Source organism: Acidobacteriota bacterium (assembly GCA_040754075.1).
Lineage (GTDB): Bacteria > Acidobacteriota > Blastocatellia > UBA7656 > UBA7656 > JBFMDH01.
The window spans coordinates 153388-169414 of record JBFMDH010000011.1; the positions used below are offsets into that span (position 1 = coordinate 153388).

Consider the following 16027-nt stretch of genomic DNA (forward strand, 5'->3'; position numbering starts at 1 on the left):
TTACCTTAACGCCTATCAAAATTTATAGCTGCTTATGGTAATCGCTCCTGTTCGCCTCTGGCTTCAAGGATAACCGGCAACTGGCTGTCGCGATTTTTCCATATCGCGAAAAACGCCTGATAGTTTTCGCGGCTCTTTTGCACATCACCACTTAATGCAGCAGCGCGCCCCAGTCCCCGGTAAGCCAGAGTGTAGAGCATTGACAGCGGCGCTTCGCCGCGATGATTGAGAATTTTTTGAAACTCTGCTGTGGCTTCCGCGCCCGCCTTCATTTGCAAGTAGGCTTCGCCGCGCAAGGTTTGCGGCAGAAATTCCGCAACCGATTCGTAACGCCGCGCCGCTTCCAACGCCTGCAACGCCTGCGCCGCATTTCCTCTTTTCAATTCGATGGCTGCCTGAATCAATGGCAATCTCAGGGCGTTGACAAAAACATCTTGCGGGTAGGTTTTTGCGAGTTCATCGGCAAAAGTTTGCGCCTGTCGCGCTTCGCCGCACCAGGCGAGCGCCAGCGCAGCGCGCGCCAACGTCACCTGATTGCGTTCAAGCGCGAGCGCCTCCGTTGCCAGGCGTTTGGCAGTTTCACAATCGCCGAGCATCGCTGCCCGCAAGGCTTGTTCAACACTGTAACGCGCCGCCACTTCTCTGGCATTACTGCGGGTCGCCAGATCAACTGCCCGGCGCGAAAAATCCTGCGCCGTTTGCCACTCGCCCGCAAATATCGCCGCGCCGGTTTGCCAATCAAGCGCCACATATTCATCAGCCTTGCCGCTTGCCCAATCAAGTTGCGATTGCATCATCGCCGCGTCGCTATTGATGAAAGCGATTTGATAAAGGAAGGTATGGTAGCTCGTGGTGTCGAGTTTTTGTTGAAAAGCTTTGTCGCAAACTTCCAGAACTTCCGCAAAGCGATTGAGGTGCATCAAGGATGCGCAGAGGTTCCAGTAAGCCACCGCTGCATTGGGGTCGAGGCGCAAAGCTTCGTAGCCTTCGGCAACCGATTCTTCAAAGCGCCCGGTTCGCAAATAACTATCGGAGAGCGCCGCCGGCGCGCGCCAGTCACGCGGATAGGTCTGTTTATAAAGTTCGAGTTCGGCAATCCCTTTATCGAGTTCGCCAGTGACCAAGGCATAATAAAAATATTTGATGCGCAGTTTTTCCAGGGCGCTCACTCTATCCTGCAATCCGTAAGCTTTGGTCACCGCCTGCGCTGCCTGTCTCGGTTGATTGGTGTTGTAATACATCACGCCGAGTCTTCCCCACGCATAGGCGAAGTTGGGGTCGAGTTCAACGGCGCGTTTGAAAAACGGGACGGCGTCGAGATATTTGCCTTTCAGTTGCTGGTCTTCGCCAAGCGAAAGGGCTTTGAGCGCATCAAGCGAAGCGGTGGTGACTTCGAGTGGCGCATCAAACTTTTGCAATGAAGCAAGCGATTCGCCGAGTTTTTCGCGCAACCGACTGGCGGCTGACGAAAGGGTTTTCAAGACCCCTTCTTTGCTTTCGGCTTCACTTTGTTCGCGCGCAATCACCTCGCCGTTTTTCGCATTGATGGCTTCAAGGGTAATCACATAATGCGTGCCGAGCGGCGCAATCGCTCCGGCAATCAAAGCCTTGAGTCCCTGTCGTTCACAAATTTCGCGCCCAAGGGTTTGGGTGATGCGTTCATCTTCGCTGCGTTTCATCAACAACAAGGTTTGGCGAGCGCGCGCTTCAGGAAAAATATTGAAGAATGGCGATTGTTGCAATTGCACCGCGAGTCCCTGTTTGAGGGTTCCATCGAATATCGCATCGCCCGTGGTATTCGTGAAATCAGCGAGCAAAATCGCATCCTGTTCGGTAAGCGCCGGTTTGCGACTCAGATAAAAATAGGCGGCGGTTGAAAAGAAAACCAATACACCGAGGGCAATCGCCAGACTGCGTTTATGAATTTTAATCTGCGTGATGAGGTATTCGGCGCTTGAAGGTCTCGCCAAAGGCGTCGTCTGATTATCAAGCGTCAAGGTTTCCTGCATCGTCGTGGCAAACATCGCCTGCGTTTTTTTGCTATTGCTGAGGTCGAGCGTGGCAAAGCGTTCCTGTTTCGATTGCGTCGCTAACTCGTTTTGCAAATCCTTCAAGTCTGCGAGCATCTCCTTCATGGTTTGATAACGCGCTTCGCGGTCTTTCGCCAGTGCTTTGTTGATGATGTAGTGCAATTTTTGCGATGCGTAAGTCGAATCGACGGTGAACGGCTCAGGCTCTTGATGCAAAATCGAAGCGAAGACATCGGCGGCGGATTCGCCCCGAAAAGGCGTCCGACCGGTGAGCATTTCGTAAAGGGTGATGCCGAGGCTGAAAATGTCTGTGCGCGCATCAAGGGTTTGCCCGCGCGCTTGTTCGGGTGACATATAACGCGCCGTTCCCATGACGATTCCGGGACCCGTCAAGGTATTGCTCGCCGGTTCAATGGCTTCGCTTTCGCTGAGTTTCGCTAAACCAAAATCCAGAACTTTGACATAACCATCGGGACGCAGCATCAAATTTTCGGGCTTCACATCGCGATGAATGATGCCCGATTGATGCGCTGCCGCGAGCGCATTGGCGGCTTGTGAAACCACTTCCAGGGTTTCCGTCACACTCATCAACGATTGTTGCAAACGCCCGCGCAAGGTTTCGCCTTCGATGTATTCGGTCGCGATAAAATGGACGCCATCGGTTTCGCCGATTTCATAAATCGTCAGGATGTTCGGATGGTTGAGGGCGGACGCGGCGCGCGCCTCCTGCATAAAGCGCCGCAAACGGTTTTCATCGGTCTTGAAGGGTTCGGTCAATAATTTAATCGCGACCTTGCGTTCAAGTCGGGTATCGCGCGCCAGGTAAACTTCGCCCATTCCGCCGACGCCAATCGGCGAGAGGATTTCATAATGTCCAAGCCGTGTCCCTTGCGAAAGTGTCATGATTTCGATGGCAAAATTCGATTCGTCTGGCCGGGAGGTTTAAAAGAAATTCAAATGTCAGATTACCGGGCGCGTAATATTGATTCGATTTCGCGAGTGCGCTTCAAGCGCCACCATTCAGCAAAGTTATATGCATTGGCGAATGTAAGGCACCAATAGAACCGTTCAAAAAAGAACGATATACTCAGGCTTTATGTCCCGCCAGTCCTTCCCTCACCCAACCATAATGTTGACGCGCATGGTCGCCATTGATGCCGATAATCGTGGCAATTGCACCATCGCCCCACGGCGCACCGGGAATCTTTTCACTGAGTTGTTCATTCGTCAGTCCCGACACGAGTGCGAGGGTTTCGCCGCGAACTTTCTGACCGAGCGCAATGAGTTCATCAAGATTTTTATCGCGGTGGTCACTAACCCACTTTTCATTCATCGCATGCACATCTGCCATAATCGCTTCGCGGGAACGCGGTGTGCCGTCTTCATTCACCATGACACCAACGGGGTTAGCGTTGCCGTCAAGGTAGCGGCGAATGATAGTGTTGAAAACCGTTTCGATGCCGATGAGATGCGCCAGATGGTCTTTGGCGCTCCAACGCGATTCGGGGTTGTGACGGCTGGTGGTGATGCCGCAGGTTAAATCTTCATCAGACATGGTCGTAAACGTTTCCAGCAACCACACCCGGTCATTGTTTAATTTGATTTCCAGTTCGGTTCGGTTCATGGCGTTCCTTTACTTGTTTTGTTCATCAAGCCATTTCTTGAGCGGCGCAAAATAATCAACAATCGCTGTGGCATCCATGCGGTCTTCGCCGGTCAAGGTCTTCAATGCCTCAGGCCACGGGCGACTCTGTCCCATCGCCAGCATCTGCTTCAAACGTTCACCTGCGGCTTGGTTGCCGTAAATCGAACCTCTGTGCAAAGCTCCCTGGTAACCGGCAATTCTGAGCAGCGCCCGATGAAATTGGAATTGCAAGACGGTCGCCAGAAAATACCGCGCATACGGCACATTGGCAGCGATGTGATATTTCGCGCCGGCATCAAAATCTTTTTCACTGCGCGCCACAGGCGGCGCAATGCCTTGATATTTTTCGACCAGTTCCCACCAGCCTTTATTGTAATCCTGCGGCTTGATTTCGCCGGAAAATACTTTCCAGCGCCACTGGTCAACCAGATAACCGAACGGCAGAAAAGCGATTTTATCGAGCGCCATCTTGAGTAAAAATCCGATGTCGCTGGTTTCATCCGGCAACTTATCAATGAAACCAAGACGTTTCAAATATTCCGGCGTCACCGATAGCGCGATGGTATCGCCGATGGCTTCGTGAAATCCATCATTGGCGCTGTCCTGATAAAGATAAGGTTGCGGCGCATAAGCCATCTGGTAGAAGTTATGTCCGAGTTCGTGATGCACGGTGACGAAATCTTCATCATTGATTTTTATACACATTTTGATGCGCACATCTTTTTGCGTATCGATGTTCCAGGCGCTCGCGTGACAGACGACTTCGCGGTCTTGCGGTTTGGTAAACAGTGAGCGTTCCCAAAAGGTCGCGGGCAACGCTTCAAAACCAAGCGAGGTGAAAAAGCCTTCGCCGTATTTGACCATCTGCCGCGCATCGGTGTTTTTGCGCTTGAGGATTTCCGTTAAATCATAACCGGGGTCGCCCGCCGGTGGCTTCAACAACGAATAGGTATTGCCCCAGGTCTGCGCCCACATATTGCCGAGCAGGTGCGCCGGAATCAAACCGTTTTCCGGGATAATCCGGTTGCCATATTTTTTCGCCAATTGTTTGCGGGTGTATTTATAGAGCGAATCATAGAGCGGTTTGAGTTGTTGCCACAAGCGTTCCATTTCGGCAGCAAAAGCATCGGGCGGCATATCGTATTTTGAACGCCACATCGCGCCCGCATCTTTAAAGCCCATCTCTCTTGCGCCTTTATTGGCAAGCTCAACGAAGCGCGCATAACGCTCGCGATACGCGGGCGAAACGGTTCGCCAACCCGCCCAGACCTTTTTCAATTCTTCGGGGTCGCGGCTGGTCGCCAATATCTCTTCCATTTCATCAAGCGACAGACATTTGCCGGTTGCGCCATCGGGACAGAATTTGCCTTTGCCATAATCGCTTTCCATCGACACGGCGATTTTGGTCAACTCTTCGCGCTCTGCGGGATTATTCGGCGCGGGTAAGGTGAGCGCCAATTTCAGCAGCATCATTTTTCGCGCCATATTTTCCGGCAGTTTCAGGTCATCGAACCGGCGCGAGGCTTCGGCAAGTTCAGTGACCGCCGCGATATAATCCTTTTTGGCATTGGCGGCAATCGCTTCGGTATCGTCGGTGATGAAATTGCTGTTGACCCAGTCGGCGCGGCTCGATTGAATGCTCAAGGTTTTTAATCGCTGTTCGGCATCGGCAATAAATTTTTCGGCATCGGCAACCGTCGCTTTTGCTGTGGCTGATTTCATCGGCGGTTTGGCAGATTGCGCCCGCACAAATGAGAGATTCGGCAATAAACAAAGGCTTAAAAGTAAAACGATAGAAATGCTGAAACGCAGTTTAGAAATGAATGACGGTTTCATAAACGACCTCCCTGTTTATGAGAGCATGCGTGAGGCGCTAAGGCAAGAAGTAGTAGGCAGTAAGCAGTAGGCAGTAGGCAGCAAGGAAGGTATCGTCGTCTTCTTTAATATTAAAAAAATAGAATGTGCAAACCACCATTTGCATTCCATTGTGCAACCTAACTGCCTACTGCCTACTGCTTACTATCTTCAATGCTGATTAGCGACCACGAAAACTTTGACGCCCGACGGGTAACGCTTCGACCGGTAGATGCGTTGCGTTGCCACAGTGAAATCGGCATCGGTCGCTTTGAAAATATTCTCGACGTACTTTTGCGGATTGCGGTCAATAATCGGAAACCAGGTGCTTTGTACCTGCACCATGATTTTATGCCCCTTCTTGAAGCAGTGGTCTTTATGTATCAGGTCAACATTGAATTCGGTCACCTGGTTGGGCGTGAGCGGTTCGGGCTTGGCAAAACTCTTGTGATAACGCCCGCGCAACACTTCACCCGCGACCATCATTTGATAGCCGCCCATGCGATGATTTTCGGCAATCTCTTCCGGCAAAACATCAATCAATTTCACAATCCAGTCGCTGTCCGTCCCGGTGGTTGAGGCGAAGAGTTGTCCGATGATTTCACCCGATATGGTCACGTCTTCTTTCAACGTATCGGTCTCCCAGGTCAACACATCAGGTCTGCGGTCAACGAAGCGCTGGTCTTCGGTAAGCCACGCAAACCACCCGGAACCTTTTTGAAAATAGGTCGGCTCAATCGGACGTTTGCGATAGGGCACAGGATGCGCGGGGTCTGAAACATAACTATCGAATTCTTTAGCGCCACCAGCGGTCGGCGCATCGAATGAGAGCTTGCCGTTGGCGTGAAAATAGAGTTTACGCTCGGTGGTGAGATTGCGAGGCGGCCACTGCGTGTAGGTTTTCCACTCGTTGCTGCCGGTTTGAAAAGTGATGGCTTCGGGTTGTTTGAGGTCGCCTTTGCCTTTCAGATAATAAGCGAAAAACGGCGCTTCGATTTTTTCGCGAAAATGGTTTCCGGTGGCGCTTTTGAATTCGAGATTGCCGAGTTTCGCGCCTTCGCCGCGCCAACCACCGTGATTCCAGGGACCAACCACCAGAAAATTGTTATTCTGCTTATCGTTTTTCTCCAACGCCATATAAGCTTTCATCGGCCCGTAAAAATCTTCCTGATCGAACCAGCCAACCACCACTAAGGTCGGCACGCTCGCCGATTTCAAATAGTGCGAAGCTGAACGCGATTGCCAGAAACTGTCAAACGTCGGATGCTCGATGAAATCTTTCCAGGTTGGCAAAGTCGGTTTAAGAAAATTCGAGAGCGCCCCCTTTTTCAAATACCATTCATACATGTCATAGGTATCGAATTGCGGACTCGCGCCGCCTTTGGCGCTTTCAACGCCGTAGACATATTCATAACCATAGCTCAGGCGAAAACCGCCCTGATGAAAGAAGTCATCGCCAAGCCAGGTGTCGCCCATCAAGGCTTGCGGCGATAAGGCTTTTAAAGCCGGATGCGGTTCGACTAACGGAACCACCGCAAGCCAACCGGGATACGACACGCCGAACATCCCGACGCGACCGTTGTGGTTTTTAACGTTTTTCAACAACCAGTCGATGGTGTCGTAGGTGTCCGACGCTTCATCAACCGATTTCGCGTCGCTTTTGTCGCGCGGCGGACGATTCATGCGAAACTCGCCTTCGGATTTGTATTTGCCGCGAATATCCTGAAAAGCGAAAACGTAACCATCGGCATCAAGCTCTCTGTAAGCCTGAGGTAAAAACCCTGCGATGCGCGGGCTTGCCCCATAAGGCGTGCGTTGCAAAAGAATCGGCAAGGCTTCGGTTTGATTTTTCGGCACACAAATCACCGTGTAGAGTTTGACGCCGTCGCGCATCGGCACCATCGCTTCGATGGCTTCATATTTGGCGTCCTGCTGCGGCTGCGCGCCTTGCGCCAGTGCCGTGACATTGAGCAGCGCAACCAGGGCAGTGAATAAAAGGAGATAATGCAATCTGACTCGTTGCACCAGATTTCGTTTAATTTTCATAATTCCGTTCTCCTGCTGTAAATTTATAAAAAGCGGCTGGGTATATTTACCGCGATTGATTGTTTATCATCACTTATTGAATAGTTGAGCGCCAATTATTCCGGGAACGCTTGACGGGTAAGTCGCCGTATCAAATCTGCAAGATATTGCCTTAATTCTTCGACCGAAACTTCTCCCGGAGGAATCAGATCATCACTCATTTCAATTTGACTCAATACCCAAGCCAGTTGTGCGGCTGTCAGACCGCTATCTTTGGCTGCTGCTGATGGCAGCGCATCTTCAACTTTGTAACCCAGCAATTCCAAAGCACGGACATCAACCAAATCGCGTATTTCGGAGCGTGACAATAAGGCGCAAAGTTTATTGGCAAGTATTTCTTGCGGCGGGTCAACCTTAACGCCATTGACGACAGGTTTTTCCGACACAATCTGGGTGACATATTCGCGCACCAAATCAATGACCACTGAATCTTTCCCCTTGCGTAACAAGAACCGGCGAAAATCCGGTGCAGTTTGAATGGATTCGAGAGAGGCTGACAGTTGCCGGGCAATGGCTTCAACGGTTGCTACGCCTTCATCAAGCACATCTGCAAGTGTAAAGAGGTCGAGGTCGTGGGTTTCTCTGTGTCCAAGGTAAAACCCAACCAACGCTGCGCCGCCTGTAAGAAAGAAGCGGTCTTCAAGCTTGAAAAAAGCGTTAAGAAATTCCTCTTGTAAAGTGCTCAGTTTACGATTTGGCAAGCAATCCTTCTTTCTGCCAACAGTCAAATAAAAATTCCCAAAAGTTGCGCCGTCGCCCAAGATGCCGGGAAAGCTCATTCCACTTCTGCAAAACCTCTTGCGGAGTGGTGAATTTCCAGACATCGGTATCGCGAGCTTCACGCAACACTTTTGCCAGCAAACGAATTTGTTCACTGTGTGATGCCAGTTGAAGTCGTCGCTTAAACTCAGCAACCGTCATCGGCTCATCCCACAAAAAATAGGGAATTGCCTGTGGATCATCCAACTCGGTTGAAAGCGCAACCCTCACAAGGTTCTCCATCAATATTTAAATCTCACACATTTGCCATTATCTGCCAAAAAATATTATGGCAGCGCAAAAACGATTGCCGTTGATGAACCGGGGCGTGCCTGCCAGAACGCCGTGGCATTGCCGCTCATCACCGCGACATACTGTTTGCCGTTAATGGCATAGGTAATCACGCCGCCATTGATAGGTCCGCCGGTGTTGAAGCGGTAAAGCTCTTTTCCGTTGCGCGCATCAAGTACCAGAAAATCGCCGGTAATCTCTCCGGTAAAAATTAAATCGGCTGAGGTCGTGGTCACCGTAGCAACCATCTGTCGATTAGATTTATAACGCCATTGCACCTTGCCTGTCGAAGCGTCTATGGCAGTGAGCCACCCCCGCGCCTGTTCAATCGGGTCAAGACGGGAAAACCCGCCCATATAAAACTGCCCTTCGATGTAGCGCAATTCTTTGGCGACACCAAACGTCCCGCACCACTCAACCGAATTCACATAAAGCATATTGGTGCGCGGATTGAACGCCGGACCGCTCCATAACACCCCGCCTTGAATGCCCGGACAGACGCGCACCCCTTGAGTTGTCAGCGGCACATCGGCATTCAATTGACTGGACACCGGCACCTCATAAACTTTCTCATGAGTTTCGCGGTCAACGACGTGCAGAACGCCGCTTTTGCCGACGGTTGCCGCCAGTTTGCGCAGTTTGCCATTCACGGTTGCGGTAAACAACGGGCTTGCCTGTGTCAAATCCCAATCGTGAGTATCGTGCGGCACGACCTGATAGTACCACTGCAATTTGCCTGTGCGGACATCGAGCGCCACCATACAGTTGGTGTAGAGATTGGCTCCCGGTCGCGCTTCGCCGTAAAAATCGGGCGCAGGATTGGCGACTGCGAAATAGAGCAGGTTCTGTGCGGTATCCAGCGATACAGGCGTCCACAGCGACCCGCCGCCCTTGAGTCGCGCATCGGCTTTGCCCCAGGTTTCTGCGCCGGGTTCGCCGTCATCCGGTATGGTATTGAATCGCCAGACTTCGCTGCCGTCTTTCAAACGAAACGCGCCAATCCAGCCTTTGACGCCGAGTTCGCTGCCGGCAGGACCGATGATAATCAGGTCTTCATAAATCATTGGCGGCATGGTGAATCCGCCTTCGTTTTTGGTCATATCAACGATGGCTCTGTCCCACAGCAATTTTCCGGTGGCAATGTCGAGCGCAATCAAATAACCGTCATAAGTGCCGCGCACCACGTAGCCATCTTTGATTGCCACGCCGCGTTGCACGGGCCAACCGGGCTTGCCTTTGAGTCGCCAGTTGTACCGCCATTTGACTTGCCCGCTCGTCGCATCAATGGCAATCGTCGAATCGGCGGTGGTCAAAATCATCACCCCGCGATAGACCAGCGGGTTGGTGTGAAAGGTGTTGGTGTCGCCCGCCTGATACATAAACACCGGACGCAAAGAAGCGGCGTTTTGGCGGTTGATCTGTTTGAGGTCAACGAAGCGGGTTCCGGCATAATCGTGATTCGTCAGCAGCCAGTCGCTGGAATTCGTCGCGGCGGCATTTAATTCCTGTTGCGTAGGTCCCGTGAGGGTCGCCTGTGCATTGGCTGTCGCAGATTTGCCCGTATTGCTTGAAACAGTTTCAATCGCGTCGCCTTTGGCAGCGGTTTGCGGGCGAATGATGATTTTCTGCAAAGTAGCCGAATCGGTCGAAAGTTCGCGTTCACCCGAACGATAGCCATTGGCTTTCAAAATATAAGCGACCATATCGATGTATTCCTGATTGGTCATCGTTGCTGCTGCGCCATAAGGCATCTGGGTGCGGGTGATGTAATACAACTCATCGACACTATGTTTGCCCTGCCCCCATTTCGCCATGAAGCGCGCTCCGACAAGCGGCACCGATGAACCGCCTGTGAGGTTCGCGCCGTGACACGCGGCGCAGCGTTTGTCATAAAGCGCCTGCCCGCGCGCCGCCTGCGCGTTGGTGAAGACTCCCGCTTGTTGCGCGGTCACACTTCGTAAAGTAAAAGCGAGAATGGTCAACATAAAAATGGTTGACAGTTTCAGATGAGCATTGAAGCTGAAGAACAGGTTTTGAAATTTCATCGCTCGGTCTCCTTCAAACAAAATGGCAATTCCTCAATCAGTCTCTTTCAACAGACGTTCCATCGTGCGCTGCATTGCAGCAAGCGCGCGGGCGGCGTCGGGCTTGGCAATGAGGTTTTTCATTTCATAAGGGTCGGTTTTCAGGTCGTAGAGTTCATCCATCCCTTGCAGTTCGAGATAGTGAATGTATTTCCAGCGCGCGTTGCGCACGGCTTTATAGCCCATCTGTAAAACCCGCGGAAAGACCTTGTCGGAATAGTATTCGATTAGAAACGAATTGCGCCATGCCCTTTGCCTGCCCGCCAGCAGCGGCACAAGCGAACGTCCCTGCATCGTATTCGGCACAGCGACGCCAGCCAGTTCCAGCAAGCTTGGCGCGAGGTCAATGTTGAGCGCCAATTCGTCGCGCACCGTGCCAGCCCTGATCGCTTTCGGATAACGCACGAGCAGCGGCATGCGTATGGATTCTTCGTAAGCCAGCCGTCGTTCGACACTCAATCCGTGTTCGCCGTAAAAATAGCCGTTGTCGCTGGTGAAAACAATCACCGTGTTATCGAGTTGTCCGGTCTCCTGCAAGGCTTTGAGGATTTCCCCGACGCCCTCGTCAATCGCCGCAAGCGTGCGCGCCCGTCCAAGAATAGCTTCGTCGCCGGTGACGGTGGCAACTCCAAGTGATGGCAGATTGCCGATGGGTCTTTGCAGCGCGGGTTTATCCGTCGGCGCGCGACCATAATTTGGTCTATGCGGAATCGCTTTGCCCGTATACAAATTTTTGTGCCGCTCGGCGGGAATAAACAGTTCCGCATTGGCTAAATTGACGCTGCCATCGTCATTCTGCGTGACTTCGGGATGGATGGCTTTGTGTGCCAGATAAACCAGAAACGGTTTGTCGTGTCGTCGCCGGATGAACTCCACCACGTAGCCGCTCAAAATATCTGTGATGTAGCCCGATGGTTTGACGGATTTGCCGTCTTCGTTGATCTCGGGATTGAGATAGGTGCCTTGTCCTTTGAAACTCACCCAGCGATCAAAACCCGGTCGCGGCTTGTCATCATTGCCCATGTGCCATTTGCCGATGAAGGCGGTTTCGTATCCCGATTGATTAAGCAGACGAGGAAAAGTTTCGAGCCTGTGACTGGCGGCAGAGCGATCAACATTGTCTGTGATGCCGTGGGTGTGGGCATATTGCCCGGTAAGCAAACTGGCGCGCGAAGGCGAACAAAGTGGCGTCGTCATAAAGGCATTGCGAAATAATCCACCCTCTTTGCCGAGACGGTCAATGTTAGGCGTTTTGATAAACGGATGCCCGACGATACCGAGTTCATCCCATCGTAAATCATCAATCAGGATGAAGACGATGTTGGGGCGTGACGGTTGGCGCGGGGCAGATTGCGCCGGACAGTGAGAGGCTGCGAGCAGCAGGGTGATGGCGATGGCAATTAGATGTTTTTTCATGGCAATGACCTTTCCAGAGCGAAGCGCCCGGTCGGGTGAATGTCCGCGCCAGCCCCCCTGAATAAGGGGAATTTCCCAGCCAAATTTGTTCACCGTGAAAACCATAATTTCAGCAACGCAGGCAAACCGTTCGCTGGTCTCGCTCACTGCGACAAGCCGATGCGCCGCAGCATCTCGGCAAAACGCGGGTCGTCTCGCAAAGCATCCACTCGCGGGTCAACCTTGATCAATGCCAATAACCATTCGCGACTGCGGTAACCCCTTTTGAGTTCGGCAAACGCTGCGTCCTTCTCACCCAGTGAGACGTACAGGGTTGCGCCTCACCCATGCCGCCCGCGCCGAGTCTGGCGACGATGCGGTAATGCGCGAGCGCGGTGTTGATTGCCAGTTCCTGACTCATCTATTCTAACTATCCTCGGGTAACCATAGTGCCCCGCTCATCCTCTGCGGCGAATTGAATACAGGCGTTGTTCCGTGCGTATCAACAAGCGCTCGCCGACGATTGCAGGCGACGCCAGCGCCATGTCGTCCAGTTCATTCACGTGCAATAACTTGAACTGCTCGCCCGCCGCGATAACAAAGGTCTGGCCTTCTTCGCTCAGGCAGAACAGCTTGCCATTGTAAACCCAGGGCGAGGTCGTAAACGCCGTTGCCGTCGGGTCAATGCGTGTTTTGTATGTCTGCTTGCCGGTCTTGGCGTCAAAGCGGCTCAGGATTCCCGTTTCGGTCAATGCGTAAATACCTCCGTTATAAGCCAACGAAGATGGCAAATAGGTTCCGGCGCGAGGTTGCGACCAGACAATATAATTGTTTGAGGTCTGGTTTTGACTGAGCGAAATATCGCCGCTTGCGCCCGGACGAATAGCGAACAAGGCAGCGCCGCGCCCGCCGTTGATGTAAAGCAATCCGTCATAAGCCAAGGGCATGGGAATCGGCGTTGCAGACATCCCGGACAGTCGCCACAATTCTTTCCCCGCGAGGTCGTAACTCACCACTACCTCAGGACCCACCGCTACGATTTCCGTACGCAGCGCGTGCCGCCAAATAAAGGGCGTCACCCAGGCTGACCGCCGTCCCTGGGGGCCAATGTCTCGATTCGCGCGCCAGACCTGCCTGCCGGTCTGCTTGTCAAACGCCGCGATGAACTGCTGCTTCTCATTGTCGTTGACAATCACCAACAGGTTGCCCGCCAGCGCCGGTGAACTGCCTGTCCCAAAGTCCAGGTAAATGGGATTGACTTCAAGCGGCGTCTTCCATACTTGCTTGCCGTTCAAGTCAAACGCCCATAAACCGAGATTCGCTACATACACATAAACGAATTTGCCGTCGGTCACCGGGCTTTCCGAAGTAAAACTATTTTTGCGGTGTCGCCCACCGGGCGGATGTCCCGCATAAAATTCTTTCTGCCATTCCACCTTGCCACTTTTCAGGTTCAGACAATAGAGGAAGTAGTGCAGGCTTACTTCTTTCGGCAATTCAATATCGCGCTCGGTCACGCGCTCGATGACTTTATCCATCGGCAATCCCTGTTTTTGCAGTTCGGCGACGTATTCGTTGCTGTATTCCGTGCCGATTTGCGGCGATTTCGACTTGCCATCTGTGGTCACGGTCGTCACATAGACTTTGCCACCGGTGACGATGGGCGACGACCAACCGCGCCCGGGAATCGCTTGCGACCACTCGACATTTTCGGTCTTCGACCAGCGTTCCGCCAGTTGCGCTGATGTGCCCACAGGGTTGGCGTCGGGCCCGCGAAATTGCGGCCAGTCGAGACGCTGACCGTCCGCGTTGAGCGATGCCATAAGGAGCACGCACGCCAAACCAAGCAGACGCAAGCAGAGCGCGCGGTCAATAACTTTGCGGATATTTCCGCGTTCGGGACAACTTGTACTCATGAGTTACTCCTAGATTTTTATAAGGCTGAGTTGAGTGTATCGGCTGAAATTTTTTACTGAACAATTTGATAACGACTGATGCTCGCGATAGCAAACGCGAACCAGAAAAAGTTCTGCTCATCCCGCCCACGCCAGGTGGCGAGAGTTTGTAATGCCTCAGTCGGGTGTGAGGGGTTAATATCATCTCGCTAGCCTGAAATGTTTGATATGAAAAACGGGTGAGCAGTCTATCAGATTAAATCAAAAACTGCCGAGTTATTTTTTGCAAAGCGATACGGATTGAAACGACTAATTTCCGGTTTCAGATTGCCTTCACCAAGTCACAGGAATAAAGCTGAGCCAATTACACCAAAGCCTTAATTATGCGAGAATCTTTTGGGCGACAACGCCCGCCACATCCGTCAAACGGAAATCGCGCCCGCTGAACCGATAAGTCAAGCGCTCGTGATCAAGTCCCAGCAAATGCAACACCGTCGCGTGAAAATCATGTATGTGACAGCGGTCTTCGACAGCGTGATAGCCGATGTCATCGGTCGCGCCATAAACGAAACCGGCTTTGACGCCGCCGCCCGCCATCCATATCGAATAGCCGTAAGGATTGTGATCGCGCCCGTCACCGCTTTCACTGACCGGGGTGCGTCCGAATTCGCCCGCCCAGATGACCAGCGTATCTTTCAACAGTCCACGCGCTTTCAAATCTTTCAGCAGTCCGGCAATCGGTTTATCGACTTCACGGGCATTCTTAGTATGCAGATTATAGAGGTCGCTGTGCTGATCCCATTTGTAACTGTGGGTGCATTGAATGTAGCGCACATCGCGTTCGGCAAGTCGTCGCGCCAATAAACACTGCCAGCCGAAATCGGCGGTCAAAGGGTCATCCAAGCCGTAAAGTTTTTTCGTGGCTTGGGATTCTTTATCCACCTCGAAGGCTTCGGGGGCTTGCGATTGCATTTTGAAAGCCATCTCGAATGCCTGTATGCGGGTTTCCAGTTGCGGGTCTTGCTTATGGAGTTGCTGATGGCGGCGATTGATGGCTTCGAGCATCTCCAGTTCATAACGCTGCTCATCGGGCGACAGATGTTTGCTGAGGAGATATTCAATCGGTTCTTTTTTGATGTCTTCGACTTTCAAGCCGGAATTGCCAATCGCCGTGCCTTGATATGCGCCGGGCAAAAAAGCTGATGACCAGTTTTTCGCGCCGCCATGCGACAGCGCCGGTTTAATCGTGATGAAGCCGGGAAGATTTTGATTTTCGGTTCCCAGTCCGTAAATCACCCAAGACCCCATGCTCGGTCGCACGAAGGTTGAAGAGCCTGTGAAGGTTTGCAGCAATGCCGCGCCGTGGTCAACGCCTTCGCCAACCAGCGAACGAATAATGCAGAGGTCATCTACGCAATCGCGCACATGTGGAAAGAGATCACTTACGGGAATGCCGCTTTGTCCGCCGGGTTTGAAATCCCAAAGCGGTTTCATCAAAGGTCCGACTTTGCCATCAGCGAATGCCAGCGGGCGTTTAATCGGCAAGGGTTTGCCATGATCGCGCACCAGTCGTTCTTTCGGGTCGAAAGTGTCAATCGAAGAGGGACCGCCATGCATAAAAAGAAAAATCACCCGTTTGGCTCGCGGCGCAAAATGCGGCGGGCGCGGCGCAAGCGGACTTTGCAATTGCGAATTGCGGGGCAGGCTTACGCCTCCTGCGGATTGCGGATTGCCGGACTGACTTGAGCCTTCCGCGAATTGCGAATTCGTCGCCGCGAAAAGTTTTGCTTCTTCGGCAAGCATCGCGGTTAAACCGAGTGAGCCGAAACCGAGGCTTGCGGCGCGCAGCCAGGCGCGGCGCGACATGGGTTGTTCGGTTTTTTGATAAAGCGATTGAATCCACGCCAGACTTTCCGGCTTTGACATTATGCAACTCCCGATTGATGAGTAATCACTACAATTTCTGAAAAATAAAAACCACGTTTGAGG

General features: G+C 52.4%; 11 protein-coding genes. All 11 read right to left on the reverse strand.

From position 1 onward, the window contains the following. Positions 1-32: 32 nt before the first annotated feature. The 11 genes from AB1757_14055 to AB1757_14105 all read right to left on the reverse strand — a co-directional run bounded on the left by AB1757_14055 (position 33) and on the right by AB1757_14105 (position 15964). Positions 33-2933 carry a protein kinase gene (locus tag AB1757_14055; GenBank protein MEW6128160.1) on the reverse strand — a complete coding sequence of 967 codons (2901 nt, stop codon included), beginning with the start codon at positions 2931-2933 and terminating at the stop codon, positions 33-35. 184 nt (positions 2934-3117) lie between these two features. Beyond that, positions 3118-3654 carry a DinB family protein gene (locus tag AB1757_14060; protein ID MEW6128161.1) on the reverse strand — a complete coding sequence of 179 codons (537 nt, stop codon included), beginning with the start codon at positions 3652-3654 and terminating at the stop codon, positions 3118-3120. A 9-nt stretch (positions 3655-3663) separates the two neighbouring features. Continuing rightward, a complete protein-coding gene (locus AB1757_14065; GenBank protein ID MEW6128162.1) occupies positions 3664-5511 on the reverse strand; it encodes a M2 family metallopeptidase in 1848 nt (615 codons plus the stop codon). Positions 5512-5700: 189 nt separating this feature from the next. Further along, complete coding sequence (locus tag AB1757_14070; protein MEW6128163.1) at positions 5701-7575, reverse strand: CocE/NonD family hydrolase; 1875 nt, start codon at positions 7573-7575, stop codon at positions 5701-5703. Between the two features lie 95 nt (positions 7576-7670). Then, complete coding sequence (locus AB1757_14075; protein MEW6128164.1) at positions 7671-8315, reverse strand: nucleotidyl transferase AbiEii/AbiGii toxin family protein; 645 nt, start codon at positions 8313-8315, stop codon at positions 7671-7673. Further along, a complete protein-coding gene (locus AB1757_14080; GenBank protein MEW6128165.1) occupies positions 8302-8616 on the reverse strand; it encodes a hypothetical protein in 315 nt (104 codons plus the stop codon). The genes AB1757_14075 and AB1757_14080 overlap by 14 nt, the downstream gene beginning before the upstream one ends. Before the next feature lie 44 nt (positions 8617-8660). Continuing rightward, positions 8661-10709, reverse strand: coding sequence for a PQQ-binding-like beta-propeller repeat protein (locus AB1757_14085; GenBank protein MEW6128166.1), 2049 nt, complete (start codon positions 10707-10709; stop codon positions 8661-8663). 33 nt (positions 10710-10742) lie between these two features. Further along, positions 10743-12164 carry a sulfatase gene (locus AB1757_14090; GenBank protein MEW6128167.1) on the reverse strand — a complete coding sequence of 474 codons (1422 nt, stop codon included), beginning with the start codon at positions 12162-12164 and terminating at the stop codon, positions 10743-10745. Between the two features lie 226 nt (positions 12165-12390). Further along, positions 12391-12564 carry a hypothetical protein gene (locus AB1757_14095; GenBank protein ID MEW6128168.1) on the reverse strand — a complete coding sequence of 58 codons (174 nt, stop codon included), beginning with the start codon at positions 12562-12564 and terminating at the stop codon, positions 12391-12393. Between the two features lie 37 nt (positions 12565-12601). After that, the gene (locus AB1757_14100; GenBank protein ID MEW6128169.1) at positions 12602-14059 is read right to left on the reverse strand and encodes a PQQ-binding-like beta-propeller repeat protein; all 1458 of its coding nucleotides are present in this window, start codon (positions 14057-14059) and stop codon (positions 12602-12604) included. A 360-nt stretch (positions 14060-14419) separates the two neighbouring features. Next, positions 14420-15964 (reverse strand): DUF1501 domain-containing protein, encoded by a 1545-nt coding sequence (locus AB1757_14105; protein MEW6128170.1) that lies wholly within the window; start codon positions 15962-15964, stop codon positions 14420-14422. Between the last annotated feature and the right edge of the window lie 63 nt (positions 15965-16027).